This window comes from Pseudomonas sp. ICMP 10191 (genome assembly GCF_001467335.1).
GTDB classification, from domain to species: Bacteria; Pseudomonadota; Gammaproteobacteria; order Pseudomonadales; family Pseudomonadaceae; genus Aquipseudomonas; species Aquipseudomonas cerasi.
On record NZ_LKGW01000124.1, the window covers coordinates 1 to 24,295 of the forward strand.

Below are 24,295 nucleotides of genomic sequence, written 5' to 3' on the forward strand. Positions count from 1 at the left end.
TTCAATGGCAAGGTATCCGGCTCGGCCATGGTCATGCAGTAGCGTTTCAGATCCAGCGCTTTCATCCATGAAGCGCGGCTTGCCGGATTCGAGCGCAGGTGTTCGCAAATTCGCCAAGTCCACTGCTGCGCTGAAAAGGCGATGCGCAGCAGGTTGTTTCGCGGATAGAGCAGGAAGGGTTTGCCATCGTCGGCACCGAACAATACGGCTCAGGTTGCCAGTGGCGGCTGACACCACGTACTCATGCAACGTTTCGGCAGTTTCGTCGTAGACATACACGTAGCCGTCATACAGCTGGCGGAGGGTATAGCTGCGTGTTTTCAGCTTCGGCATCACCGCCCAGCGGCTGCCCTTGAGTAGCGGTTTCAGCTTCTGGGGAGCGGTATCGTAGCGGGAGCGATCCAGCGCATAGCGCACTGGCACGATGGCGACGTCAGGTCCGCGGAAGGGACACAGGCTGGTGGCCGTGGCGGGAGTTTTGGCGAACGTTGCAGCACGTCGTTGAGTATGGGTGCCGGATTTGTCGGTCATGCATGGAATCTCTGCGCAGAAACGGTCGATATCGCCCGCTGTATGCAGAGGTGCATTCCAAGATGTGTGCCGACTGTCTACTTATCTATAAAAAACAAATAGATAGGAATTTAAAGCAAAGACATCGAGCAAGAAAAGCATGAAATAGTGCGCAAGTATCTGCACACGTGCGCTGACTCGCGCATGCTCGCTGCATCGCTTTGAGTACAAGCCTTGGTCGATTTTATTTAGGTATTGGGTGCGCAAAAGTCTGCACGGCCCGCGCCAAGTGCCACGAACAGGAAATCAGGTCGTTTGCCGAATCAGGCAGGCAGTGCAATTTCCACCTGAATACTCTTGCGTGCCTTGAACGGAGCGAGCAGGGATTCGTCATCCACCGGGTTGGTAATCAGCGTCCAGGGCTGGCGCAAGGGTGTCCAGTGCTGCTGACGAGCTCGGCCCAGCTTGGTGACGTCAGCCAGGACGAAGACCTGAGCGGCACGTGCCACCATGTTTTCCTTTAGATACGCCTGTTCGGCGCTGGCCTCGCACAGACCCAGCGCCGCTACCACGCCATCGGCACTGATGAATAGTTTGTCGGCACTCAGGTGTTCCAGGGCTGCCTGCGCCGCCACGCCATAGGTCGACATGCTCGATGCGCGCAGCGTGCCGCCGAGCACGGTGATGCGCCCATCGGGGATCAACGCCAGATCGCTCAGCGCCAGCAGGTTATTGGTGATCACATGCAGCCCGCGCCGCTGATTGAGAATGTGCGCCAGCGCGCTGGTACTGGTACCGCCTTCGAGAAACAGCGTGTCGTGATCCTCGATGTGCGCCAGTGCGGCACGGGCGATGTCCATTTTTTCCTGGCTGTGCTGACGGCTGCGCTCTTCCAGGGAAGTTTCCGGCTCGCGCTGACCGACGTGTGCCGCGCCGCCGTAGGTGCGCAGGATCAAGCCGTGTTCGGCCAGGGCGGTCAGGTCGCGGCGAACCGTGGCTTCCGAGACGCCGAGTTGGGCGCACAGCTCGTCCACGTTGGATTTGCCGGAAAGAACCAGTTCGAGTATCGCTTGACGACGGTTGGCGACTTTCATTACAGCCCTTGCACTAAAGCCTGGAAGCGGAATGCAACCTTACAACGACGCACCGCCGCACACCACCAGGCTTTGCCCGGTAATTGCACCCGCGTCGGGGCCGAGTAGAAACGCCGCCAGACCGGCGATTTCCTCGGGTTGCACGAAGCGGCCGATCGGAGGCTTTCGCGGCGGCGTGCCACTGCGTCCCGGGTCCAGCAGCATCGGCGTTTCGGTCGCGCCGGGGGCGATCAGGTTGACGGTGATGTTACGCGGGGCCAGCTCGATCGCCCATGAGCGAACCATGCCTTGCAGCGCCGCCTTGGTCGCTGCGTACTGGCTGCGTTGCGCCGCGCCCTGCATGGTGCGGCTACCGATCATCAGGATACGGGCACCGTCGCGCAGGCGTGGGTAAAGCGCATTGACCATGTGGCTGGCAACGGCCACATGCAGATGCCACATCGCCTGGCCATCGGCATCGTCCAGTTCGCCAAGCGCTGCAGTGCGCATGAAGCCGGCCGCATGGATCAGTGCATCGATGCGCGGTGTTTGCTGCAGGGCTGCGTCCAGCGCGTTGAAGTCGTTGAGGTCGCACGCTCGCCAGGTGAAGTTCTTGTGTTCCAGGTCTGGCGTGCGGCGGCTCAGACCGGTGACCTGCAAGCCCTGTGTCAGCAAGCGCGTGACAATGGCTTTGCCAATGCCGGAGCTGGCACCGGTGACGAGTACGGACTGAATCGGTTCGGGCATGGCATGGGTTCCGCAAAGGCGTCGATCGACAGCAGGCTGATCGACGCGGGTGGGTCAACGGATTGCGTTCAGCGGCAAGTGAATATGTTTGATCTTCTGTCGGAAGTAGGTGAAGGCGACATGCAGGCTGCCATCCGCGGCCTGGATGATGCTGGGGTAGGAGAATTCGCGGTTGAGCTTTTCCTGTGAGTTGTTGGTCAGGCAAAAGCCGTCGCCCAGCTCCAGGTCCAGACGGGTCGGCCAGGTACCACCGCCGTCCCGCGAGACCGCCAGGCTCATTGGCGCACGGGGGATGCCCCACACTGCAGCCTTGCCGTCCTCACGCGGTCCCGGTGTGATCCGCTCGTCACCTTCGTCTTCGATTTCGTCGTACAGCGAGGCGCGGCGCTGGGCGTGGCCGTCGGCGCTGACAGGGTTATAGACCAGTGCCAGCTCGTCCGTCGCCAGTCTCACGAACTGGATCGACGAGTTGTTGTTGGGCAATTCGGTCGGTGCCGGCACGCTCCAGGTTCGTCCCCGGTCGCTGGACCGGCTGCTGTAGATGAAGTCTGCCCAGCGGCTGCGGAACAGACCGAGCAGGCTACCATCCGCCAACTGATGAACATTCATGTGCACGCTGCCGGTGCTGTCAGGCACGTCGTGGCGTGACCAGTTGTGTCCTTGATCGGTGGAGATCATTACTGCACTGACGTCATGGTTGCCGACCCACTTTTCACCGGGGCCGGTGATGCAGTACCAGACCGGCAATACCCAGTCACCGTTATCCAGTACCACCGGCGGCTGGCGTACAAAGGTGCCCGGCTCGTCGAACAGGGTGTCTATAGGCCCCCAGCTCTGGCCGTGGTCCAGCGACAGGCGACGGCGGATGATCGCGGTCTCCTGATTACCGGAAATCTGTGCGGTCCAGATCAACCACAGCGGGCCGTCGGGTGCTTGAAACAGAATCGGGTTCTGTTCGGAGCGGGTCGAGTCTTCGGACATTTTCCGGGGCTCGCTCCAGACGCCCGTCACCGGGTCACGGCGCGACAGCAGTACGAAGATGTCGGCCATACCCTCCTGAGTCCCCGCGAACCAGGTGCATAGCACTGTGCCGTCGGCCAGCTCGTGCAGGTTTGCCGCATGGTTCTGTGCGTAAGGCGTTGGCAGGAACGCGTCCTGACGGGTATCAGCGGTTGGCATGGGGGACCTCGGTTTCTACAGGATTGGCAGGTTGGCTCGGCACGGACTGGGGCAGCAGGCGCTCGACGGCAATCACAATGGCAGGTGTCACCAGGGCGATGTACATGTTGTCGATGCCGTAAGGGTTGTTCAACAGATACCAGACGCTGGTGGTAATCGCTGAGGCGATCAGACCCAGCGTGGCGCCTCGGCCCGAACCGAAGAACGGCAGGTAGATGGCGATCATGGCGACAACGGCAATCGACAGGCGCAGGGCGCGAGTGAAGAATGACAGGTTGAGGATTTCGGGGACGAAGAACACGAAGAACAGCGGCACGAAACCGATCACCAACGCGATCAGGCGTGTGGTTTTGAATTCCTGATCCACGGACGGTTTGCGCCACGGTACGTAGAAGTCACGGACGACCAGCGAGGCGATGGCCAGCGCTACCGTACTGACGCTGACGAAAATCGAAGCGACCAGCGAGATGGTCACTACGCCTGCCAATACCGGGCTCATCGATTGCAGGAAGATCGGCAGCGCGTACAGGCTGCTCATTTCCGGGTGCAGGTACTTGGACGCGACACCGATGAAGCCCAGCGCCAGGGCAATCGGGATGCACAGCAGCGAGGCATAGAAGGTCGAGCGGCGTGCTGCGTTCTGATTCTGCGTCGAGGAGATGGCCTGAATGATGAACTGCGTGGAGAAAATCGCGCCGACCGTGCCGATGATCCAGGCGAGGATTTTCGAACCACCGATGGCGCCGTCCCACGTGAAGTAATGCTCGGGCATGTTCTGCACCACGGGGCTGAAGCCGTCAGTCATTTTCAGTGCCACGCCGAGCACGATCAGCACGCCGATGTATTTCACCCCGGTGTGCAGAATACTCATGTAAGCCACGCTTTTCAGGCCGCCGAACACGTAGTAGAGCGTGCTGATGATCGCGGTAATGAAGGCCGCAGTGGTCAGGTTGATCTTCAGAACCGTGGCAATGGCCGCCGCGCCGCTGACGTAGTTGCCGACGTTCACCAGCAACAGCGCGTAGATCATGATGATCGAGACTGCGAGTTTGGTGGAGGTGCCGTATTTTTTGGCGATGAAGCCGGAAATGGTGAATTCGCCGGAGCTGTACAGCTTGCGCGCCATCAGCAGGCCGAACAGCGGGAAGCCGATGGCTGCGGCGATCACTGACCAGGAGGCGGCAAAACCGCTTTCGAAGGCCGCTTGTGCCGTACCGACCGTAGACTTGGCGCCGATGAATTCGGACATCATCAGCACGCCGACGACAAAGGCGGGCATGGTGCGCGAGGCGACCATGTATTGCTCACTGGTCTTGCTGCGCAGGCGCATGCTCATCCAGGTGGTTATGAGGATGTAGACGACCACCATACCGATGATGATCGAGGTGTCTTGCGCGTTGAAGGTATCCATCAGTCTCGCTCCATTGTTTTTGTTCTGGCGCGTTATGGGGTGCCGCTGGGGATCGTTGGGTCAGTACCGGTAACGACCTCAGACGGCGATGGAATTGCGGGTGTCGCGTTTTCGGGTGGCCAGCTCCACGGCCTGGCGCATGGCTTCGATCAGGCTGCGTTCGTCGGCGATGCCCTTGCCGGCGATGTCGAAAGCGGTGCCGTGATCCACCGAGGTGCGGATCACCGGCAGGCCGATGGTCACGTTGACCCCGGCCTCCAGACCCATGACCTTGACCGGGCCGTGGCCCTGATCGTGGTACATCGCAACCACGGCATCGAAGTCGCCGCGTCCGGCACGGAAGAACAACGTATCGGCGGGCAGCGGGCCTTCCACGCGCCAGCCACGGGCGCGCAGTTCATCAATCGCAGGCTGGATCTTGGTGGCTTCTTCGCCATAGCCGAACAGGCCGTTTTCCCCGGCGTGAGGATTGATGCCACAGACCGCGATCAGCGGGTTATCGATGCCTGCGCGGGTCAGCGTCTCTCTGGCGCGCTCGATGGTGCGCTTGACCAGCCCAGGTTCGATGCGCGCAATGGCGTCGATGATGCCGATGTGGGTTGTGACGTGAATTACCCGTAATGTCGGGGTCATCAGCATCATCGACACTTCTTCGATGCCCAGCAGGTGCGCGAGCATTTCGGTGTGACCGGGGAAGATATGCCCGCCTGCGTGCAGGGCTTCCTTGTTCAACGGAGCGGTGCAGATCGCATCCAGCTCGCCGGCCTGAGTCAGTTGCACCGTACGCTCGATATAGCGGAAGGCCGCATCACCGGCGACCGGCGAGAGTTTTCCATAAGGCAGGTCGGCGGGGATCAGACCCAGGTCGATGCAGTCCACGCTGCCCTGAATGAAGCGCGCTTCTGCCGGGCTGGCGATGCTGTTGACGCGCAGTTGGCTGCCGACGATGCGGTTGGCGTCTTCCAGGCGTTGCGCATCGCCGATCACCAACGGCCGGCAAGTCGCGTACACCGAGGCATGGGTGAGCATTTTCATGATGATTTCCGGTCCCACCCCGGCGGCGTCGCCCATGGTGATACCAATGACGGGACGTTCAGACATAGGAAGCTTCCTCGTTGAAAGGGGTGTCGGTCGCAGCCGTTGCGTGGAGCCGTTGCCAGGCGTCAAGCAACGTGTCGGGGTCGCCGAAAGCGCCGGCTTTGGTCACTACATTGAGTGTGTGCCTGCCCAGTTGCGCTTCGGCCAGAACCACGCCGGTGGCCAGTTCGCCAGACAGCATCAAGCGTTCGATACCGGCGGCAATCAGGATCGCCCTGGCGGTTTCGCCGCCCGTGGCGATCAGCGAGCCTGCATGGGGCAGGGCGGGTGCCAGCCATTGCGCCAGCGCGTGACTCAAGGTGGCTGCCCGGGCTGGATCGCGCTGTTGTTGATCGAGGCGCACCAGTACATCCTGCCCGGCGGCTAGGTGTTGCTGAAGCTGCTCGCTCAGGGCATCGCGCTCGGTGCTCCTCTCTTCATTGAGTAGCGTCGAAGGTTGCAGCGTCATGCACAGTGCCTGACTGGCGTGCGCGAGCCTGTCGGCCTGGGCTTGAGAGTGCCGGGACATGCTGCCGATCACGGTCAGCACCGGTGAGCGTGGTCTGACACTGATCGGCAGGGCTGCGGCCAGACCGAACGCTTGTGGCAGATGGCGAGCCAGCCCGGCAGAGCCGACCCAGAACAGCTCGTCGTGCCAGCCCACTGACGCGTCGGCCAGACGCAGCAGGTCACTGTCCAGTTCAGCGTCGCAGACCAGCACCTGCACACCCTGCTCAAGCGCGCTGCGCAGAGCGGTTTTCAGACCGGCAGGGTCGCGAATGGCGTCGAGCCCCAGCCATTGCGTGTGCAGGCCCTGCGCGGCAAACAGCTCAAGCAGGTCGCCGGTGCCCTGCAGGTGCTCGTTGCGCCACACATCACTTTGATCGACCGGCACACCATTTATCAATTGCACACCCATCACGGTGGTGCGCTGCATGGCCGGGAACGCCGGAGCGACCAGCGCCATGCCGCGCAGTCCCTGCAAGGCATCGACCTCGCTGGCGATATTGCCGCGCAGTGTCGAGTCGATTTTCTTGTACAGCGCCATGCCTGCGCGGGACTGTTGTTGCAGCGCTACGCGGTTCTGTTCGGCGGCCTGTTGCGGTGCCAGGCGACGCGAATCGGTATCGAAGGCGATGACCCCTTGCAGGTCTGGGGCGCCGTTGCTCAGCAGCACATGGGTATCGACCCGCGAGGCGAAATCCGCCGCGCAATCGGCGGCCCCGGACAAGTCATCGGCGATGATCAACAGGCCGGGAAACTCGACGTGACTCATGGCAGCAGGCACCGGTACAGTTGCTGGATATCGTCAAGGCTGAGCGCCTTGGGATTATTGGTCATCAGGCGGGTGACCCTTGAGGCCGCCACGGCCATGTCAGCCAGATGCTCTTCGGCCACGCCAAACTCACGCAGGTTCTGCGGGATGTTCAGCACTTGAGTCCATTGGCGAATCTGTTCGATCAGCTTGTGGGCCGCCGCCTCATTGCTGTCGTCCTGCTGTGCTACACCGCAGATCAGTGCCGCGCGCTTGAGGCGTTCGGCGCAACTGTCCAGATTGAAGGCCATCACGTGGGGCAGCAGCATGGCGTTGGCTACGCCGTGAGTGACGTGAAACTTGCCTCCCAGCGGGTAGGCCAGCGCATGCACTGCAGCGGTCCCGGCAGCCGTCAGCGCCAGGCCGCCGTACATCGAACCCAGCAGCATGTCGCCGCGAGCGCGCACTGATTCCGGTTGTTGCCAGGCTTCCACAATGCTGCCTGCGATGAGATGCATCGACTCTAGGGCAAAGGCATCGCTGATCGGGTTAGCCTTGGTGGAAATGAAGGACTCCAGCGAGTGCGTGAAGGCATCCATTCCGGTCGCGGCAGTGATCGCTCGGGGCAGGCTGAGGGTCAGCAATGGATCGAGAATCACCAGCGTCGGCAGCAGATGGCGGCTGACCACACCAATCTTCAGTTCTTCATCGGGCAGCGTGACGATCGCGTTGGGTGTCACTTCCGATCCTGTACCGGATGTGGTGGGCACCAGCACCATGGGCTTGCCGGGGTGGGTCACCTTGTCGATGCCCAGCAGGTCTCTGAGTGGCGTGTCATTGGTCAACATGACGGCGAACAGCTTGGCGGCATCCAGCACGCTGCCCCCACCGATGGCGATCAGGGCGTCCGGCGCATGCGGAGCGACGTCGTCACGGAACACACGTTCGATGTTTTCCAGGGTCGGTTCGATTTCGACGTTGTCGAGCATGTGCACGCGGATATTCAGGTCGCGTAGCTGATCGGTGACGCGCTGGGTGACACCAAGGTTATGCATGGCGTTTTGCGTGACCAGAATGACGGTCCTGACCGGCACATCGAGCAGTGGCAGCTTTTCGCCCAGCAGATCCAGGCTGCCGGGACCGTGGACAACATGCTTCACGGTCTGGAAATGGTAGGTAGCAGACATCGCAATGACCTCAGGCTTGGCGGTAAACGGCCAACAGGCTGTGAAGTTTTTCCAGCGCGGCGGCGTCGAGCGGCTGTACCGGCGCACGGCAGGGGCCGACCGGTACATTGAGCAGTTGCGTGGCGGTTTTCAGCACTACAGGCAGGGTGCCCAGCGCGAAGGCATCGCGCAGCGGGCGCAGGGACTCCTGCGCGGCGCGGGCAGCGTCATGATTGCCCGACTGGAAGTGGTTCCAGATCGACATGACCAGACCCGGCACCGCGTTGGCGGTTGCAGCCACCGCGCCGTCACCGCCGGCCAGCAGGTTCCAGTGGATCAGCGAGTCGGTTCCGGCGAATACCGCGAAGTCGTCGCTGCGGTACTTCATCATCTGCACCAGTGCATCGAAGTTGCCAGCACTGTCTTTGATGCCCTTGATCTGCGGATGCTGGCTAAGGGTGGCCACGGCATCCATGCCGATCGACATGCCGGTCTTGGCCGGAATGTTGTACATCATCAGCGGCAGTTCGGACGCATCGGCGATGCTGGTGTAGTGCTTGATCAGCTCGCGCTGGCTGACAGCATTGAAGTACGGCGTGATGATCGACAGGGCATCGGCGCCCACATCGATCATCTTTTTGTTCATTTCAATCACTTCGTGCGTGGCAAATGCCCCGGTGCCGACCACGACAGGTACGCGTCCTGCCGCCGCTTCGACGGTAATACGAGCGATCTTTAGTTTTTCCGCTTCGGAAAGGGCGAAGAACTCACCGTTGGTGCCCAGTACGAAAAGCCCGTGAACACCTGCATTCAGAAGGTTTTCGATCAGATTGCGCAGGGCCTGCTCGTCGAGCTGCTGATCTTCGGTGAAGGGCGTGACCAGAGCTGGAATGATGCCGCGAAATTGCATGGCCAGGTTCTCGTTTTATTTTTAGTAAAACGATAGTGATTGAATCGATCATTACTGGCAAGCATTTTGAGCGTTTTTTTCACGAAGGAGTGGGGTGATGCAGTAAAAATGAAAGAACCGATCAAAAAGCCAGGCACAAGGCCTGGCTCTAGATGAGGGTATCGAAAAGGTCAGGCGGGCCTAGTCACCTTGATTGCCGACAAACGACTGACCCGCAAGGCCACCAGACTGCCGACGATGGTCAGCGCGGCCAGTGAATACAGCGCCAGGGTAGTCGAGCCGGTCTGATCCTTGATCCAGCCCACCAGGTAAGGGCTGAGAAAGCCTGCCATCTGCCCGATCGAGTTGATCAGCGCCAGCCCGCCTGCGGCAACGCTGGCGCTCAGCAGGGCGGTTGGCAATGGCCAGAACATCGGCAGGCTGGTCAGCGCACCCATGGTCGCGATAGTCAGCCCGATGATGGCAACGATGGGCAGCGTCGCGAAGTTGGCGGCAATGATCAGGCCGGTCGCGCCCATCAGCATTGGCACCACCAGATGCCAGCGGCGCTCATTACGCAGGTCGGCGGAGCGGCCGACCAGCAGCATGAACACGCCCGCCATCAGGTACGGCACGGCACTGATCCAGCCGATCACCAGTGCATCGCTGAAACCGAGGTTCTTGATGATCGACGGCAGCCAGAAATTGATCGCGTAGACGCCGCTTTGAATGCAGAAGTAGATAAAGCCCAGAATCCATATGAACGGCATGGTCAGCACTGAAGCCACCGAGCTCTTGCCGTGCACCGGACGGCTCAGTTCATCGTTGGTGATATCGGTCTTGACCCGCTGACGCTGCGCGGGCGTCAGCCAGCGGGCATCCTCGACCCTGTCGCACAGCAGAACGAAGGCCAGCACACCCAGCGCCACGGTCGGCAGCCCCTGAATCAGAAACATCCATTGCCAGCCGGCCAGGCCGCCCTGGCCCGCAGCGAAATGGTTGAGAATCCATCCGGAAAAAGGACCGCCCAGCAGGCCGGAGACCGGAATGGCCGACATGAACAGTGCCATGATCCGTCCGCGACGCTGGTTCGGATACCAGCGCGAGAGGTACAGAACGATGCCGGGGAAGAAGCCGGCCTCTGCCATGCCGGTCAGAAAGCGCAGCACGTAGAACTCGACCGGCGTGGTGACGAACAGCAGGCAGGTCGAGAAGATTCCCCAGGTAATCATCATCAGACCGATCCAGCGACGCGGCCCGAAGCGGTTCAGCGCCAGATTGCTGGGCAGGCCACACAGCACGTAGCCAATGAAGAAGATACCGGCACCGAGGCCATAGACCGTCTCGCTGAAACTCAGGGCATCGAGCATCTGCAGCTTGGCAAAGCCCACGTTCACGCGGTCGAGGTAATTGAACAGGTAACAAATGAAGATAAACGGGATAAGGCGCAGGGTGATGCGACGGTAGACATGATTGCCTTCGGCGTCGCCCACCTCGTGGGTCGAGACAGGTGTCATGGCGGGTGTTCCTCTGTGCTTGTTGTTTTTATATAGCCGGATAGCTACTGGATGCACTCCTGATCATAGGTGGGCAGTGACAAAAACGCTTTGGGGTTTTGCACGGCGGCAGGGGGCACGCGTTGTGTGATTGCACAACGCGTGCCCCCGCGGAGCTTATGGCTTGCCGCGAATGTCAGCACGCAACGAAAATCACTGCGCCGGGGCCAATGCTCTACTCGACAGCCTCATACGGCAAGCCCACATAATTCTCGGCAATGGTCCTGCGCCCGGCTTCCGAGCCGACGTAGTAGTCCAGTTCGGTTTGCTGGATGCGCTGGCTGAACGCGTCTGTGTCGGGAAAGTTGTGCAGCACCGACGTCATCCACCAAGAGAAGCGCTCGGCTTTCCACACTCGGCGCAGGCAGATCTGTGAATACTTTTCCAGCAGGTCAGTGCGGCCTTCCTGATAGACCTTGAGCAGGATGCGGTACAGCGTGCTGACATCGCTGGCCGCCAGGTTCAGCCCCTTGGCACCGGTCGGCGGGACGATGTGCGCGGCGTCGCCGAGCAGGAACAGGCGACCGTACTGCATGGGTTCAACCACAAAGCTGCGCAGCGGCGCGATGCTTTTCTCAATGGACGGGCCGGTGACCAGGCGCTCTGCCAGCTGCTCGGGCAGGCGGGATTTGAGTTCATCCCAGAAGCGCTCGTCCGACCAGTCTTCGACCTTCTCGTCGGCACTGACCTGCACGTAATAGCGGGTACGAATGGCCGAGCGCATGCTGCACAAGGCAAAGCCGCGCGGGTGATTGGCATAGACCAGCTCTTCGTTGACCGGCGGCGTATCGGCCAGTACGCCGAGCCAGCCGAACGGATAAACGCGTTCGAATACCTTGAGGGCGTCGGCGGGAATCGATTGCCGTGACACGCCGTGAAAGCCATCACAGCCGGCAATGTAATCGCAGTCCAGGCGCACGGTCTCGCCGTCTTTCACAAAGGTCAGGTACGGACTATCGCTCTTGAGGTCGTGCGCTTTGACGTCTGCGGCGTCATAGATCGTCATTGCACCGCTGGCTGCGCGCGCGGCCATCAGGTCGCGGGTGACCTCGGTCTGGCCGTAGACCATCACCGTCCTGCCATCGGCAAGGCTCTTCAGGTCGATGCGCTCGCAACGACCAGCGAACGCCAGCTCGAAACCGTCATGGATCATGCCCTCTGCGTCCATGCGTTCACTGACGCCCGCTTCACGCAACAGGTCGGTCATGCCTTGTTCCAGCACGCCGGCGCGGATGCGCGACAGGATGTAGTCGGGGTCCTTGCGCTCGACGATGACGTTATCGATGCCGGCACGTTGCAACAGTTGGCCCAGCAACAATCCGGAAGGGCCTGAACCGATAATGGCAACCTTGGTTTTCATGGCGATAGTCCTGTCTTTTGATCCCTGCCAGGTTTAGTCAGCGGGAAATGTTTGTTTTTGTCTCCTGCATTTTTAATGGATGCCGTCGAGATAAGAAGGCAATATCCGCTGCATTATCTGGACTTTTCGAGGGTCCGGACCAGAGAGGACGACATGGCCAGACCTGCCACAGCAGCGATACCGGTGTTCAAACTCTATGGGGAAACCGCGGCCTGGCCGACCCCCGATCTGATCCATTGTGAGTCGATCCCCGAGCGCAGCAGGATTCACGAATGGGAGATCAAGCCGCATCGGCATGGCGATCTGGTCCAGCTGCTTTACGTGCAGTCGGGCAGGGCGATGCTCAAGGTCGAGGACCGGGTCAGCGAGGTCGAGATGCCTTCGTTGCAGGTCGTGCCCGCACTCAGCGTGCACACCTTCAGGTTTTCCAGAGATATTCAGGGCCATATTCTCAGCCTGGCCAGACCCTTGGTGGAGCAACTCGAGGCTGCGCTCGACGTCTCTGCCCTTAGCGCTGCCCGCTGCTATGCGCTCGGGGCGGACAGCGATTATGTCGACACGCTGTTCAATGCCATTGCCAATGAATACCGGCAGCCCAGAGCGGGCCGCGATCTGATGCTGCACTCGCTGGTCAGTGTGCTGGCGGTGTGGCTCAGTCGGCGCAGCAGTGAAGGTGCTGGCGAAGAGACTCACGCCATGGATCGCGGCCGCGAGCATTTGCAGGTGTTCATGCATCAACTGGAAGCGAGTTTTCGCGAGCACTGGTCGATTGACCAGCATGCCCAAGCGATGGGCATCAGCGCCGCGCATTTGAATGCTCTGTGTCGGCGGCTGTGCAACCAGTCGGCCTTGCAGATCATCAGTGAGCGCTTGCTGCTGGAGGCCAAGCGCAACCTGATCTACACCACCCTGACCATCAATCAGGTGTCAGACAGCCTGGGCTTTTCCGAGCCGGCGTATTTTTCGCGTTTCTTCAAGCGCGCTACCGGGCAATCACCCAAGGCATTTCGTCGGCAGCAATAGAAACGGGGTGCTCAAGAGCACCCCGTTGGCTTGTCGCAGGTCGCTGTGCGGTCAGGTCACGACCTGGTAGCACGGCACGTACGCCGCGCCGCCTGGCAGCTTCATGCGGTGCTGATCGACGAAGGCCTGCAACAGCTTGTCCAGCGGGCCCATGATCGATGGATCGCCGTGGATCTGATAAGGACCGTGCTGTTCGATCAGGCGAATGCCCTTGTCCTTGACGTTGCCGGCGACGATGCCGGAAAACGCCCGGCGCAGATTGGCGGCCAGTTCGTGAGTCGGCACATCGTGGTTCAGTTGCAGTCTGGACATGTTCTCGTGGGTCGGATCGAAAGGGTGCTGGAAGCTTTCCTCGATCTTCAGCAGCCAATTGAAGTGAAACGCGTCATTACGCTCGCGGCGGAACCGCTTCACTTCCTTAAGGCCCTGAGTCATCTGCCGGGCAACGTCTGCCGGGTTGTCGATGATGATCTGGTAGTGGCGCTGCGCCTCTTCACCCAGCGTGGCACCGACAAATGCGTGCAGTTGCTGCAGGTACGGCTCGGTGTTTTTCGGGCCGGTCAGGATCACCGGGAACGGCACGTCCTTGTTGTCCGGGTGCATCAGAATGCCCAGCAGATACAGGAACTCTTCGGCAGTGCCTGCGCCACCAGGGAAAATGATGATGCCGTGACCGACGCGGACGAACGCTTCGAGGCGTTTTTCGATGTCCGGCAGGATCACCAACTCATTGACGATCGGGTTGGGCGCTTCGGCAGCGATGATGCCCGGCTCGGTCAGGCCCAGGTAGCGACCGCCGACGATACGCTGCTTGGCGTGCGCGATGGTCGCGCCTTTCATCGGGCCTTTCATCACGCCGGGGCCGCAGCCGGTGCAGATATCCAGGCTGCGCAGGCCCAGTTCGTGGCCGACTTTCTTGGTGTATTTGTATTCTTCGGTATTGATCGAATGGCCGCCCCAGCACACCACCATCTTCGGCTCGACACCAGCACGCAGGGTACGAGCGTTGCGCAGCAGGTGGAACACGTAGTCGGTGATGCCCTGGGAATTGCTCAGGTCGATGCGCTGGCTGTCCAGCTCGCTTTCGGTATAGACGATGTCGCGCAAGGCGCTGAACAGCATTTCGCGGGTGCTGGCGATCATCTCGCCGTCGACGAAGGCATCGGCCGGAGCGTTGAGCAGCTCCAGGCGAACGCCGCGGTCCTGTTGATGGATGCGGACTTCAAAACTCTCGTACGCTTCAAGAATGGTCTTGGCGTTATCGACGTGGGCGCCAGTATTGAGAATGGCCAGGGCGCACTGGCGAAACAGGGTATAGGTGCTGCCTGAACCGGCCGCGCTGAGCTGCTGCACTTCACGTTGGGACAGGGTTTCAAGGCTGCCTTTCGGGCTTACGGTGGCGTTAATCACTTGTCTTGGGATCATTCTATTTTCCATTAGAGCGATGCAGTCGAGCATCAGGATGGTGAATATCGAGAACATTCACCCCTGTGGAGCCTTTTCTACAGCACTTGGCCGGGAAAGCAAACGCCGGACCGCAGACATCCCCTGTTTGAGCCGTTGTGCGTCGTCGCAGGATTGAATCGGCAGGTGAATTCTTTTGAAAGCAGGCACTTGCTTCGCATGACCGTGCGGCTGAATTTTGACGCGGACAACGGGCAATAGTGAACCTGACCCCATTAACGGAGTCTGTTAGCTGATGGACTTTCTGGACGGCCTGCACGAAAGGGATCATCAGGTGCTTTTTCAGCGCGCCTGATAGGCAGACATTCCGTCCGGGCAGGAGTTGCAAAACCGTTGATCACTTGCCGCTCCCATCCTTAGCCGGCCCGTTAAACGAGGCTTTATTTTCATTTCAGATAAAGATAATTATCGCCATGTCTCGTCATTTTTCCGCACTTCTTTCCCGAGCCCCTGGCCTGTTCGTCGTTTCGCGTCGCTTGCTCGGCGCAGGCCTGGTTGGCGCTGCATTGACCGTTGTCGTGCCTGGCAGCGCACAGGCCGCAGGCAGCGATCGCTGGGTTAGCGACAGTCTTACGACTTATGTACGCAGCGGACCAACCGATGATCACCGGATTGTGGGAACGCTGAAATCCGGGCAGAAGGTCGAGCTGCTCAGCGCTTCGGGCAAGTTCAGCCAGGTGCGCGGCGAAGGCGGTTCCACGGTGTGGATTCCGAGCAGCGACTTGCAGGAAGTCCCTGGCCAGGCCGAGCGTGTCCCACAACTGACTCAGCAGGTCGCCGATCTGACCGAGCAGCTGGCGGGCATCGACAACACCTGGAAGACTCGCGTGCAGGGCATGCAGGAAACGCTGGACGCGCGCAAGAAACTGGTCGATGAGCTGGAGGCGCGCACCAAGACCCTCAACGATCAACTGGCCGACTCTCAGGCTGAATTGCGTGCGACTCAGGCACGACTTGGCGATGAGAACAAGCAAGTGATGATGCGTTACATGGTCTACGGCGGCAGCATTGCCGGTGCCGGCTTGCTGGTCGGCCTGATCCTTCCGGCGCTGACCAAGGGCCGTAAGAAGAACGACGGCTGGGTGTAAACCACCTTGATCACCTCACATGCCAGCGTCCCGCGCTGGCATGTTGTCCGCCACGCTGTGCGTTTTATCGAGTGCGCAGCCGATGTGTGACGGACCTCTCCGAAAATGCCTTTCCCCTGCCGCAATCACGATCCAGCCCACACTCTTTATGCCTGCCTGGCACAGGGTTCGTGCGCGAAGTTGATGTTCGTTCTACAGTTTCTGCGTGGATGGTCGAAAAACTGAGTGTCGCCCTCAACCTCGTGCGCTGACGCATAGGAGGAGGGGACCGGCAAGTTGTGTAATGGCTCTTTGCCATCAGTTATTATGTGCGTCCTGAAAAATGGGCTGCCGAGTCGGGCCTGAATGATTTTCAGGCCGCGGGTCTCATATTTTCACCCTCTCCTGTGCAGGAATCCGGATGCTGGCGTACAACCAAAAAAGCTTTCTTATCGTTGATGATTTCTCTGACTTTCGCAGTTCAGTGAGATCGATGCTGCGTGAGTTGGGCGTCAAGGAAGTGGACACTGCCGACACCGGCGAGCAGGCTCTGCGCATGTGCTCGCAAAAGCGTTATGACTTCGTGCTGCACGATTTCAACCTGGGTGATGGTCGCAAGAACGGTCAGCAAGTGCTGGAAGACCTGATGATCGAGCGGCTGCTGAGTTACGAAAGTGTATTCATCATGGTCACTGCCGAAAACAGTCAGGCGATGGTCATGAGTGCGCTTGAGTGGGAGCCGGATGGTTACCTGACCAAGCCGTTCAACCGCGCCGGACTGGCCCAGCGCCTGGAAAAGCTGGTGCAGCGCAAGACCTTGCTCAAGCCGATTCTGCAGGCCCTCGACCGTCGCAAACCGGCCGAAGTACTGGCCGCGTGCGACAAGCTGATCGAGCAGGACCCACGTTATGCGCCGTTGTGCCTGCGCTACAAGGCCGATGCCCTGCGTGACCTGAAGCAGAACGAGCCCCTGGAAGCGTTCCTCAAGACCATTCTGGCCGATCGGGCCACGCCGTGGGCCTACGGTGCATTGGGCAGCCTGCTGCTCAAGCGCGGCAAGACCGCCGAGGCGCAGGCTGTCTACGAACAGGCAATCAAGGCATTTCCGACCATGCCTGCGCTGTTCGATGGCCTGGCTGATGTGCTGGTCGCGCTTGGCGATGGCAAACGCGCGCAGTCCGTGCTGGAAAGCGCAGTGCGCCTGTCGCCGCTGGCGGTGCGTCGGCAGAAGCTGCTGGGCAAGCTGGCATTGGGCAACGAGGACTTCGAAAGCGCTTCCAAGGCATATCGCCAGGCTGTCTCCCAAGGTCAGCATTCGCGTTTCAAGGATCCGGAAACCAACCTGGGGTTGGCGCATGCGCTGATCAGCAAGGGCGGTGATCAGGGGCTCGATGCGCGCACCCGTGTCGAGATCAACAACGCCCTGGTCGACGTGGCCAAGGAGCATGGCGACGACGAGGGTCTGCAAGTGCGCACCCGCTTGATGAAAGCGGCCAGCCTGCAGCATTCGGACCCGGAAACCGCAGCCAAGCTGACCGAGCAGGCAATGGCCAGACTGGATGGCATGGAGCAGGTGCTCAGTGCCGATGCCGCACTGATGGTGGCTGCGCAACTGAAGAAGCTTGGTCAGGAAGAGGCCGGTGCCGGCGTCTTGAAGAGTTGTGCGGGAGCCTATGGCGATGATCCTGCGGTGATGAAAAGCATTGCCAGCATGACCGATGATCCGGCGATTCTGGGTGCCAGCAAGGCGGCTGTCGATTTCAACCTGCAAGGCGTGCGCAGCTACAAGGCCGGCAATCTTACGGAAGCACAGGCATTTTTCCGCAGTGCGCTGGGGCTGCAGCCAAAGAACATCAGTATTGCGCTGAACATGGTGCAGTCGCTGCTTCACCCTGGCCAGAATCTGGGCCAGGCCGGAATTGACGAGTGCCGTGCCAGCCTGACCATGCTTGGCAAGATCCCGGAAAGCGATCCACGCTATGAGCGCTACCAGAAACTCAGGGAGAGGGCATTCAGCGCATGAGTGAGGAGACAGAGCAGGGCCTCGACTTTTCCATGGTGATCGCCTCCACGGTGCACGACATGAAGAACTCGCTGGCGACGCTGATCCAGGCACACAGCCAGTGGCAGGCGAAGCTTTCGGTCCAGCAGCGCGATACGCCGGAGCATGGCGTCATCAATTACGAGTTCGCCAACCTCAACGGGATGCTCGTGCAGTTGCTCGGCCTTTACAAGCTGGGTGTCAACCAGATGCCGTTGCGTCCGGACTACCACGAACTGGACGATTTCATCGAAGCGCAACTGGCCCATCATCAGGACGTGCTGGCCAGCCGCGGGATTGCCGCGCGTCATGCGATCGATGTGGTTAGCCCCCTGGGCTTTTTCGACCGCGAACTGATCGGCTCGGTGGTGGGCAATATCATCGTCAACGCCATCGGCTTTGCCCGCGAGCAGATTGTTGTCAGTGTCGGTGATGAAGGCGGGCAGCTGAAGATCACCATCAATGACGATGGCCCCGGCTACCCGGCGTATCTGATCGAACGCCAGACCGACTATGTGCAGGGCATCAACCAGGGCAGCGGCAGTACCGGCCTGGGCTTGTATTTCGCTGCGCACATTGCCCGGCTGCATGTACGCAACGGCATGCGCGGGCGCATTGAAATCGCCAACGGCGGCGTGCTGGGCGGGGCGATGTTCAGTATGACCCTGCCCTGAGAGGCCGCAGCCTTTCCAAGAGCACCCCGCAACGCCTTGTCAGGATTGCGGGGCGTATTCGGCGCTTAGATATTCAGCCCGAAGTTCTGTTTGATGCTGTTCAGGCTGTCCATCAGGTCCTGATCAGACGCCAACGGATGTCTGACCGGTTCGCAGCCGTGCTTGAGCGTGAAGTGCTCGATGGCCGCAAGAGCATTTTGCCGATGCAGGGTATCGGACGAAATCGTTGAGCCCTCAAGCGTCCAGGGCTCGTCCCCCAGATACAGCTGCGAATTATCGATGTCGGCAAAAAACCAGAACGGCGGGTGCATGTTCTGGTTGATGATGGCCAGGGTGTGGTCGACGTGTTCGAAGGCGTTGTGATACGTCTCGTCCATCAGGCCGGCCGCTTCCAGGCTCCGTCTGGAATAGTAGGAAAACGCGCCGACGCAATGGCGGTACAAGGGCAGGTTGATGCCATTGCCGTAGTCAATCCTGTACACCGCATTGGCCTCGCCGGACGGCGTCTTGTTCATCAGGCCATGCTGGCTGTAATTGAGGTGCTGAATACCGGTCAGTGTCGAAGTCAGAATATAAAGCTCGAAGACTTCCGGGCTTTTTATGTAGATGTCGTCTTCGATCAGGAACAGATGCTCGCACCCGGCATCCATCAGTCGCGACAAGGCTCTGTTCTTGGATTTTCCAACGCCGAGGTTGGTTTCGTTATTGAAGAAAACCTCGCTGTCATACGCGGAAAACTCCGGATACACATCGCCGTCATTGATGATGACAACGCAGTCGATGATCTCGGCAGGCAGGGAATCGTAAAGTTTTTTCAGCAGCGCAGGACGGTTGTAGGTGACGATTCCGCAGCCAACCTTTTGACCATTGATCATGGTGATCCTCTGTTCTCTTGGGCGTTAGCGTGATTGTTTGTTGATTGGCGTCGCAGCGTGGCGAGTGGTTCAGGCCTGCGCTGACGTCAATCGACGTATGTACGCGGTGGATTGCAATATTTGCGCCAATTGCGGGCACGCCAAAGACCTGGAGCGGTGCCGGTTAAAGTTTTAGCGGACACCGCCGAAACCGATGAAAGACTGTATTCGATATCACGATGAGCGGTGGGTGGGTGATGCTGTTAGCTAAAAAGTACTGCCAGGGGCATGGTATAGAGTTGGGCGCAGCGGCTCACAATGCGTTCAATCTTGCCAATTGCCTGAACGTTGCGCCGTGCAACGGTGTGGATTTTTTGCACCCTCGCGACATGGAAGACTATCAGCAGTACTTCGTCGAGCAGATGAAAGTGTCGGGCGACGTTTCGAAGGTCGACATGCTGGGCGATTTTCAGTGCATCCATACGGCCGACTCGTCAGTTGACTATCTGATCAGTTCGCACGTCATCGAGCACGTCCCCAACCTGCTCTCTGCCTACGTCGAATCCTTCAGAGTGCTGAAGAACGGCGGGGTATTCTTCTGCATCTTTCCCAAGCGCACCGCAGCCAAGACTGATCGGGCCCGTCGTTTGACGACGCTGGCGCAGATGATCGAGGACTATGAAAACAAGGTCGACATGACCACCGTCACTGAAGGCGAGTGGCGCGGTCACTATCAGGTCTTTTCCCTGCAAAGCATGCTCCGCGCAGTCAATTATGTTAACTCGTCAGGCCTGGGTTGCTGGTACATCGAGTGCGTCGAAGAAACCGATTCGAAAGTAGGCAACGGCCACACCGTCGTGCTCCGCAAAGTGGAGGGCTTGTCTGCGGAAAAGTGGCAGGACGTCGGCGACTTCAATACCCAGTTCAATCAGTTGTTGATGGCGGGCAAGCTCGAGAACGCGCTGACGCTGACCAAAATCATGCTGTCATTCAATTTTTTCGATGCCACCAGGCTGCACCTTGCCGGCGCTCTGAGTCGTCAGTTGGGCAATGTGGCCGAAGGCGTCGAATTCCTGCGTCAGGCCCTTGTGGTCGACCCGGAAAACGAAGACTACCGAAAGGAGTTCATCGAAGTGACCGGGACGCCTTTCCATAACCCGGTTCTCTGACGCGGCAGGCCGACAGCCTGAAGCGCGGTGCTTGAAGATTGCAGTCTGAAGGTTGAAGCTTGGCGTTTGCTGCTCAACTAAAAGGACTGACCCATGACAGGCAATGACCCCCATTCGCAGAAAGAAATGCTGATGGGCATTGATGAAGTGGAGTGTGTAACCCCGGATTTGAACGGTGTACCGCGCGGCAAGGTAATGACCGCTGAAGGTTTTCTCGAGGGCCGCCGTTTGCAGCTGGCGCGCGGTGTGTTGCTGCAATGCATCATGGGCGGCTATCCGCCGGCGCGCTTCTACGGCAGTGACGACGGCGATCTGGCGCTGATCAGTGATCCACAGCAGCTCCACCGTCTGCCCTGGAGCACATCGCCGCGCGCCTTGGCGATCTGTGATGCGCAGGACCTCAATGGTCAGCCCTGCATGCTCTCCACCCGTAATCAGCTCAAGGCAGTTATCGCCCGTTACGCTGCGCAGGGCCTGGTGCCGGTGGTGGCCACTGAACTCGAGTTTTTTGTCTTTGCGCCCAATCCCGAGCCGCTTCATTCATTCGTGCCGCCGACCGGGCTGGACGGACGACGCGAACAGGGGCATTCGGCATTCAGCGTCAGTTCCAACAACGGCTTGCGGCCTTTTTTCGCCGAGGTATACGCCTGCATGTCGGCGTTGGGCCTGCCGCGTGACACGGTGATGCACGAGATGGGCGTCAGTCAGTTCGAGATCAACCTGCTGCATGGCGATCCGCTGCTGCTGGCCGATCAGACGTTTCTGTTCAAGCACCTGCTCAAGGAGGTGGCGCTCAAACACGGGTTCATCGTGGTGTGCATGGCCAAACCGCTCGCCCATACAGCGGGCAGTTCGATGCATATTCATCAGAGCGTGGTGACAGCAGAGACCGCAACGAACATCTTCAGTGATGCGCAGGGTGAGCCGACCGACACGTTTCGTCATTTCATTGCTGGCCAGCAAGCCTGCATGGCGGACTTCACCGCGCTGTTCGCGCCCAATGTGAATTCCTACCAGCGCCTGTGCCATCCGTATGCCTCGCCCAACAACGCCTGCTGGTCCTACGACAATCGCGCTGCCGGATTACGTATACCGTCGAGTGCAGCGGCGGCCAGAAGGGTGGAGAATCGTCTGCCGGGCGCTGATGCCAATCCCTATCTGGCCATTGCCGCAAGTCTGGCGGCCGGGCTGCATGGCATCGAGCAACGGCTGGAACCGACGCCGCCGCTGCAGGGCGAACTCGAGGTGCCGGAAGAATTGTTATTGCCGTGTACCTTGCACGCTGCTCTGGAGCGTCTGAAAAGCAGTCAGTTGGCCAAGGAACTGTTTGGTCATGAATTCATCGAAGGCTACATCGCGTCGAAGACCCTGGAACTGACCAGTTTTTTTGACGAGATAACCCCCTGGGAACGGCGCGTGCTGGCTGCTCAGGTTTAAGAATCGCAGTGTTGGGCTCGCCCAGTCGGGCGACTCCCTATTTTTGGAAAGTTGATGCGCCAAATCTGGAAGTCCTTTCGAGCGCTTTATTTTGCCTCGTTGATGATGTTGATCGGCTCGGGTCTGCTGAGCACTTATCTGGCCCTGCGCCTGGCGGCCGATCAGGTTGACAGCCTGTGGGTCGGTGCGTTGATGGCCGCCAACTATTTCGGTCTGGTGCTGGGCGGCAAGATCGGTCACCGCCTGATCGGCCGTGTCGGTCACATTCGCGCCTACGCCACCTGTGCCGGCATCGTCGGCGCGGCGGTACTCGGGCATGGCCTGATCAGCTGGTTGCCGGCCTGGCTAGTGCTGAGGGTCATCGTAGGTCTGGGCATGATGTGCCAATACATGGTCATCGAGAGCTGGCTGAACGAGCAGGCGGCTGCCAAACAGCGCGGCATGGTCTTCAGCGGTTACATGATTGCCTCCTACCTGGGGCTGGTGCTGGGTCAGCTGGTGCTGGTGGTTCACCCGCAACTGGGGCCTGAGCTGCTGATGCTGGTAGCGCTGTGTTTCGCACTGTGCCTGGTGCCGGTCGCCATGACCCGGGCGATTCACCCGGCACCCCTGCATCCGGCACCACTGGAGCCGCGCTTCTTCATGAAGCGTGTGCCGCAGTCGTTGACGGCGGTACTGGGCGCCGGCCTGATCATCGGCTCGTTCTATGGTCTGGCACCGGTCTACGCCGCTGAGCAGGGGCTGTCCACCGAGCAGGTCGGTCTGTTCATGGGCTGCTGCATTCTGGCCGGGTTTCTGGTGCAGTGGCCGTTGGGCCTGCTGTCCGACCGCTATGACCGTTCCGTACTGATGCGCATCTTTGCCGCCGCACTGGTGGTGGCGTCATTACCGCTGGCGGTGTTTCCCAGTGTGCCGGTCGAGGTGCTGTTCGGTGTCGGGTTTCTGGCTTCGCTGATGCAGTTCTGCCTTTATCCGCTGGCAGTGGCCTTCGCCAATGACCACGTCGAGGCCGAGCGCCGGGTATCGCTGACGGCCATGTTGCTCATGACCTACGGCATTGGCGCCAGTATCGGTCCGTTGGCCGCGGGTGTGGTGATGAAGCAGTTTGGCGGTCACATGCTCTATGCGTTCGTCTGTGGCGCGGGTGTGATTCTGGTACTGCTGATCAGGCCCAAGGCGGTCACTCACTTGCATCAGGTCGAAAACGCACCGCTGCACCACGTTGCGATGCCGGACAGTATGTCCAGTTCGCCACTGGTGGTTGCACTTGACCCGCGTGTCGATGAGCAGGTGGTTCAGGAACAGATGCAGGCAACCGTTGAGCCTGAGCCTGAGTCGGAGCCCGAGGCGGTGTCTGAAGCTGAGGTCGATGCAGAAAGCGAGGTTTTGGCGCAGACCGAGCCGGCTGCCGGAGCGGAACCAGCTGAAGCCGATGGGCATGAACGCGAGCGTGAAAGCGAGACCTGGAAGGCCTGAGGGGAGAGTGCAGGGTAGTGCATGATTGCGGCAGCATTGCCGCAATCGCCGAAGGATTCAGGAGAGTGTCAGAAGTCCTCGTCTTTGTCGAAGCGTCGTGCTTCGCGCTGTAATTGATAGACGAAGCGCTCGACCTGACGCTGCACCAGCCCACTCATGTTGTGGAAGCGGACGCCGGCAAAGGTAGTGTTGAATCGTTCTTCGAAATGCAGGTGGCGCAACTCGACAGGTGCTGTCATGGCGCCGAAAGGCAGCTTGGCGACGAAACGCTCGTATACCTGGCCCAATTGCATGCGATCGGACACGTCGCCCTCGAAGCGCAACTTGCAACCGGTGGCAGAAATGTCCAGCAGCTTGCCGGCCAGCGTGAACTTCAAGCGGTCACCGCCGATTTCTACATCGACCAGTTGTGCCAGCTTCAGCGCAGCCCGAAATGCGTTGCGCCGCTGGTGATAGACCACTTCCTCAGGCATCGGGCCACGGTACATGCGTTGACCGTCAGTGCTGAGGATGTCCATGTGCGCAGTACTTTCCCAGGCAATCCGCACGCCGTCATGAAAGCCTTCGACACGGAAGGATTCGCCGTTGCTCAGAAAGCGTTCGCCATCACGGGGGATCATCTCGTCGAGAGCCATGACGTTGTTGTCACGGTCGACTTCAAGCAGATAACTCTGAAAGCGCTGGGGACGCTCATGGAAGGTAATGATCAGAGGATCATGACTCTCGAGTAGCAGCCGCAGGTTGGCGGCGATTTCCAAAGGTGTATTGAGAACCTTCGGGGGCTGCGGAGCATCGTCCGCGCTTGAGCCATTCACGTTCTTGAATCTCCAGGCAAAATACTACGGCAACGCAACAGCAGGCATTCTG

At 59.8% G+C, this 24,295-nt stretch carries 20 protein-coding genes and 1 pseudogene; 7 read left to right on the forward strand and 14 right to left on the reverse strand.

Annotation, left to right across the window (positions count from 1 at the left end; genetic code table 11):
* The 11 genes and pseudogenes from AO388_RS18390 to pobA all read right to left on the reverse strand — a co-directional run.
* Positions 1 to 531: pseudogene (locus AO388_RS18390) on the reverse strand (toxin VasX); the annotation flags it as partial.
* 302 nt (positions 532 to 833) lie between these two features.
* The gene (locus AO388_RS18395; protein ID WP_058416890.1) at positions 834 to 1,604 is read right to left on the reverse strand and encodes a DeoR/GlpR family DNA-binding transcription regulator; all 771 of its coding nucleotides are present in this window, start codon (positions 1,602 to 1,604) and stop codon (positions 834 to 836) included.
* Positions 1,605 to 1,643: 39 nt separating this feature from the next.
* Complete coding sequence (locus AO388_RS18400) at positions 1,644 to 2,330, reverse strand: SDR family NAD(P)-dependent oxidoreductase (RefSeq protein WP_054081546.1); 687 nt, start codon at positions 2,328 to 2,330, stop codon at positions 1,644 to 1,646.
* A gap of 54 nt (positions 2,331 to 2,384) precedes the next feature.
* Positions 2,385 to 3,509 carry a sialidase family protein gene (locus AO388_RS18405; protein ID WP_003370014.1) on the reverse strand — a complete coding sequence of 375 codons (1,125 nt, stop codon included), beginning with the start codon at positions 3,507 to 3,509 and terminating at the stop codon, positions 2,385 to 2,387.
* Positions 3,496 to 4,920 (reverse strand): sodium:solute symporter family protein, encoded by a 1,425-nt coding sequence (locus AO388_RS18410; RefSeq protein WP_058416891.1) that lies wholly within the window; start codon positions 4,918 to 4,920, stop codon positions 3,496 to 3,498. The genes AO388_RS18405 and AO388_RS18410 overlap by 14 nt, the downstream gene beginning before the upstream one ends.
* 78 nt (positions 4,921 to 4,998) lie before the next feature.
* Positions 4,999 to 6,021 carry a 4-hydroxythreonine-4-phosphate dehydrogenase PdxA gene (gene pdxA / locus AO388_RS18415; protein WP_003436046.1) on the reverse strand — a complete coding sequence of 341 codons (1,023 nt, stop codon included), beginning with the start codon at positions 6,019 to 6,021 and terminating at the stop codon, positions 4,999 to 5,001.
* On the reverse strand, positions 6,014 to 7,273 hold the full coding sequence (locus tag AO388_RS18420; RefSeq protein ID WP_058416892.1) for a four-carbon acid sugar kinase family protein: 1,260 nt from the start codon (positions 7,271 to 7,273) through the stop codon (positions 6,014 to 6,016). Before AO388_RS18420 ends, pdxA begins: the two co-directional genes overlap by 8 nt.
* A complete protein-coding gene (locus tag AO388_RS18425) occupies positions 7,270 to 8,439 on the reverse strand; it encodes an iron-containing alcohol dehydrogenase (protein WP_058416893.1) in 1,170 nt (389 codons plus the stop codon). The genes AO388_RS18420 and AO388_RS18425 overlap by 4 nt, the downstream gene beginning before the upstream one ends.
* A 10-nt stretch (positions 8,440 to 8,449) precedes the next feature.
* A complete protein-coding gene (gene dapA, locus AO388_RS18430; RefSeq protein ID WP_003370023.1) occupies positions 8,450 to 9,328 on the reverse strand; it encodes a 4-hydroxy-tetrahydrodipicolinate synthase in 879 nt (292 codons plus the stop codon).
* 170 nt (positions 9,329 to 9,498) lie between these two features.
* Positions 9,499 to 10,824: an MFS transporter gene (locus AO388_RS18435; protein ID WP_058416894.1), complete on the reverse strand. Its 1,326-nt coding sequence runs from the start codon at positions 10,822 to 10,824 to the stop codon at positions 9,499 to 9,501.
* A gap of 214 nt (positions 10,825 to 11,038) precedes the next feature.
* Positions 11,039 to 12,223 (reverse strand): 4-hydroxybenzoate 3-monooxygenase, encoded by a 1,185-nt coding sequence (pobA, locus tag AO388_RS18440; protein ID WP_003370026.1) that lies wholly within the window; start codon positions 12,221 to 12,223, stop codon positions 11,039 to 11,041.
* Between the two features lie 153 nt (positions 12,224 to 12,376).
* Here pobA and AO388_RS18445 point away from each other — a divergent pair, with 153 nt between their 5' ends.
* Entirely contained in the window at positions 12,377 to 13,246 is an 870-nt protein-coding gene (locus AO388_RS18445; protein ID WP_003370028.1) for a helix-turn-helix domain-containing protein, read from the forward strand.
* A 51-nt stretch (positions 13,247 to 13,297) separates the two neighbouring features.
* On the opposite strand, the gene ppnN is transcribed toward AO388_RS18445, so the two are convergent.
* The gene (gene ppnN, locus AO388_RS18450; RefSeq protein ID WP_003436065.1) at positions 13,298 to 14,671 is read right to left on the reverse strand and encodes a nucleotide 5'-monophosphate nucleosidase PpnN; all 1,374 of its coding nucleotides are present in this window, start codon (positions 14,669 to 14,671) and stop codon (positions 13,298 to 13,300) included.
* Positions 14,672 to 15,123: 452 nt separating this feature from the next.
* Here ppnN and AO388_RS18455 point away from each other — a divergent pair, with 452 nt between their 5' ends.
* From AO388_RS18455 to AO388_RS18465, 3 genes are all read left to right on the forward strand, one after another.
* Positions 15,124 to 15,798, forward strand: coding sequence for a TIGR04211 family SH3 domain-containing protein (locus AO388_RS18455; RefSeq protein ID WP_003436066.1), 675 nt, complete (start codon positions 15,124 to 15,126; stop codon positions 15,796 to 15,798).
* Positions 15,799 to 16,198: 400 nt separating this feature from the next.
* A complete protein-coding gene (locus AO388_RS18460; RefSeq protein WP_003370034.1) occupies positions 16,199 to 17,800 on the forward strand; it encodes a tetratricopeptide repeat-containing response regulator in 1,602 nt (533 codons plus the stop codon).
* Positions 17,797 to 18,492 (forward strand): sensor histidine kinase, encoded by a 696-nt coding sequence (locus AO388_RS18465; RefSeq protein ID WP_044309047.1) that lies wholly within the window; start codon positions 17,797 to 17,799, stop codon positions 18,490 to 18,492. The genes AO388_RS18460 and AO388_RS18465 overlap by 4 nt, the downstream gene beginning before the upstream one ends.
* A gap of 65 nt (positions 18,493 to 18,557) precedes the next feature.
* Here the strand turns inward: AO388_RS18465 and AO388_RS18470 are convergent, their stop codons facing one another.
* The gene (locus AO388_RS18470; protein WP_003370038.1) at positions 18,558 to 19,367 is read right to left on the reverse strand and encodes a glycosyltransferase family 2 protein; all 810 of its coding nucleotides are present in this window, start codon (positions 19,365 to 19,367) and stop codon (positions 18,558 to 18,560) included.
* Positions 19,368 to 19,603: 236 nt separating this feature from the next.
* On the opposite strand from AO388_RS18470, the gene AO388_RS18475 reads away from it, so the two are divergent.
* The 3 genes from AO388_RS18475 to AO388_RS18485 all read left to right on the forward strand — a co-directional run bounded on the left by AO388_RS18475 (position 19,604) and on the right by AO388_RS18485 (position 23,428).
* A complete protein-coding gene (locus AO388_RS18475; RefSeq protein WP_032609902.1) occupies positions 19,604 to 20,515 on the forward strand; it encodes a methyltransferase domain-containing protein in 912 nt (303 codons plus the stop codon).
* A 195-nt stretch (positions 20,516 to 20,710) separates the two neighbouring features.
* Entirely contained in the window at positions 20,711 to 21,952 is a 1,242-nt protein-coding gene (locus tag AO388_RS18480) for a glutamine synthetase family protein (protein WP_161937179.1), read from the forward strand.
* 54 nt (positions 21,953 to 22,006) lie between these two features.
* Positions 22,007 to 23,428, forward strand: a complete 1,422-nt coding sequence (locus AO388_RS18485; RefSeq protein WP_003436068.1) for an MFS transporter — start codon at positions 22,007 to 22,009, stop codon at positions 23,426 to 23,428.
* 68 nt (positions 23,429 to 23,496) lie between these two features.
* On the opposite strand, the gene AO388_RS18490 is transcribed toward AO388_RS18485, so the two are convergent.
* Positions 23,497 to 24,243, reverse strand: coding sequence for a flagellar brake protein (locus AO388_RS18490; RefSeq protein ID WP_003370048.1), 747 nt, complete (start codon positions 24,241 to 24,243; stop codon positions 23,497 to 23,499).
* Positions 24,244 to 24,295: the final 52 nt, after the last annotated feature.

Bases quoted from the DNA above. Each gene is read 5' to 3' on its own strand.
- AO388_RS18405 (WP_003370014.1), bottom strand. From the start codon at position 3,509: ATGCCAACCGCTGATACCCGTCAGGACGCGTTCCTGCCAACGCCTTAC.
- AO388_RS18445 (WP_003370028.1), top strand. From the start codon at position 12,377: ATGGCCAGACCTGCCACAGCAGCGATACCGGTGTTCAAACTCTATGGG.
- AO388_RS18475 (WP_032609902.1), top strand. From the start codon at position 19,604: ATGCTGTTAGCTAAAAAGTACTGCCAGGGGCATGGTATAGAGTTGGGC.
- AO388_RS18480 (WP_161937179.1), top strand. From the start codon at position 20,711: ATGACCGCTGAAGGTTTTCTCGAGGGCCGCCGTTTGCAGCTGGCGCGC.
- dapA (WP_003370023.1), bottom strand. From the start codon at position 9,328: ATGCAATTTCGCGGCATCATTCCAGCTCTGGTCACGCCCTTCACCGAA.
- AO388_RS18470 (WP_003370038.1), bottom strand. From the start codon at position 19,367: ATGATCAATGGTCAAAAGGTTGGCTGCGGAATCGTCACCTACAACCGT.
- AO388_RS18455 (WP_003436066.1), top strand. From the start codon at position 15,124: ATGTCTCGTCATTTTTCCGCACTTCTTTCCCGAGCCCCTGGCCTGTTC.
- pdxA (WP_003436046.1), bottom strand. From the start codon at position 6,021: ATGTCTGAACGTCCCGTCATTGGTATCACCATGGGCGACGCCGCCGGG.
- AO388_RS18465 (WP_044309047.1), top strand. From the start codon at position 17,797: ATGAGTGAGGAGACAGAGCAGGGCCTCGACTTTTCCATGGTGATCGCC.
- ppnN (WP_003436065.1), bottom strand. From the start codon at position 14,671: ATGATCCCAAGACAAGTGATTAACGCCACCGTAAGCCCGAAAGGCAGC.
- AO388_RS18420 (WP_058416892.1), bottom strand. From the start codon at position 7,273: ATGAGTCACGTCGAGTTTCCCGGCCTGTTGATCATCGCCGATGACTTG.
- AO388_RS18400 (WP_054081546.1), bottom strand. From the start codon at position 2,330: ATGCCCGAACCGATTCAGTCCGTACTCGTCACCGGTGCCAGCTCCGGC.
- AO388_RS18410 (WP_058416891.1), bottom strand. From the start codon at position 4,920: ATGGATACCTTCAACGCGCAAGACACCTCGATCATCATCGGTATGGTG.
- pobA (WP_003370026.1), bottom strand. From the start codon at position 12,223: ATGAAAACCAAGGTTGCCATTATCGGTTCAGGCCCTTCCGGATTGTTG.
- AO388_RS18485 (WP_003436068.1), top strand. From the start codon at position 22,007: ATGCGCCAAATCTGGAAGTCCTTTCGAGCGCTTTATTTTGCCTCGTTG.
- AO388_RS18435 (WP_058416894.1), bottom strand. From the start codon at position 10,824: ATGACACCTGTCTCGACCCACGAGGTGGGCGACGCCGAAGGCAATCAT.
- AO388_RS18425 (WP_058416893.1), bottom strand. From the start codon at position 8,439: ATGTCTGCTACCTACCATTTCCAGACCGTGAAGCATGTTGTCCACGGT.
- AO388_RS18395 (WP_058416890.1), bottom strand. From the start codon at position 1,604: ATGAAAGTCGCCAACCGTCGTCAAGCGATACTCGAACTGGTTCTTTCC.
- AO388_RS18460 (WP_003370034.1), top strand. From the start codon at position 16,199: ATGCTGGCGTACAACCAAAAAAGCTTTCTTATCGTTGATGATTTCTCT.